Raw genomic sequence first — 241 nt, forward strand, 5'->3', positions numbered from 1 at the left:
TGACCTGCGCGCCGTCACCCTTGATAACGACTTTGATCGCTTGTGGATGGCGATGCAGCAGATTTTCCTCAGCGATAGCCTGTCGCTCAAGCGCCCGCTTTTCGGTGGTGATTACGATGCCCATGGGCTGACCGTAACCAATCTGCGCGACCCTCAAAATCCGCAAGACGCTACTACTATGCGTTGGGTTCAACTTCAGTACGCGATCCCAATTGAAGAGGCAAAACAGGCCCGCGACGAG

The 241-nt window shown here is 55.2% G+C and carries 1 protein-coding gene; it reads left to right on the forward strand.

The window, feature by feature from the left end; translation table 11 throughout:
• Window positions 1-241 (forward strand): hypothetical protein (locus tag HMPREF0072_RS12220; protein ID WP_004830771.1); only part of this gene is annotated, 241 nt, incomplete at both ends.

This window comes from Anaerococcus lactolyticus ATCC 51172 (assembly GCF_000156575.1).
Classification (GTDB): domain Bacteria; phylum Bacillota; class Clostridia; order Tissierellales; family Peptoniphilaceae; genus Anaerococcus; species Anaerococcus lactolyticus.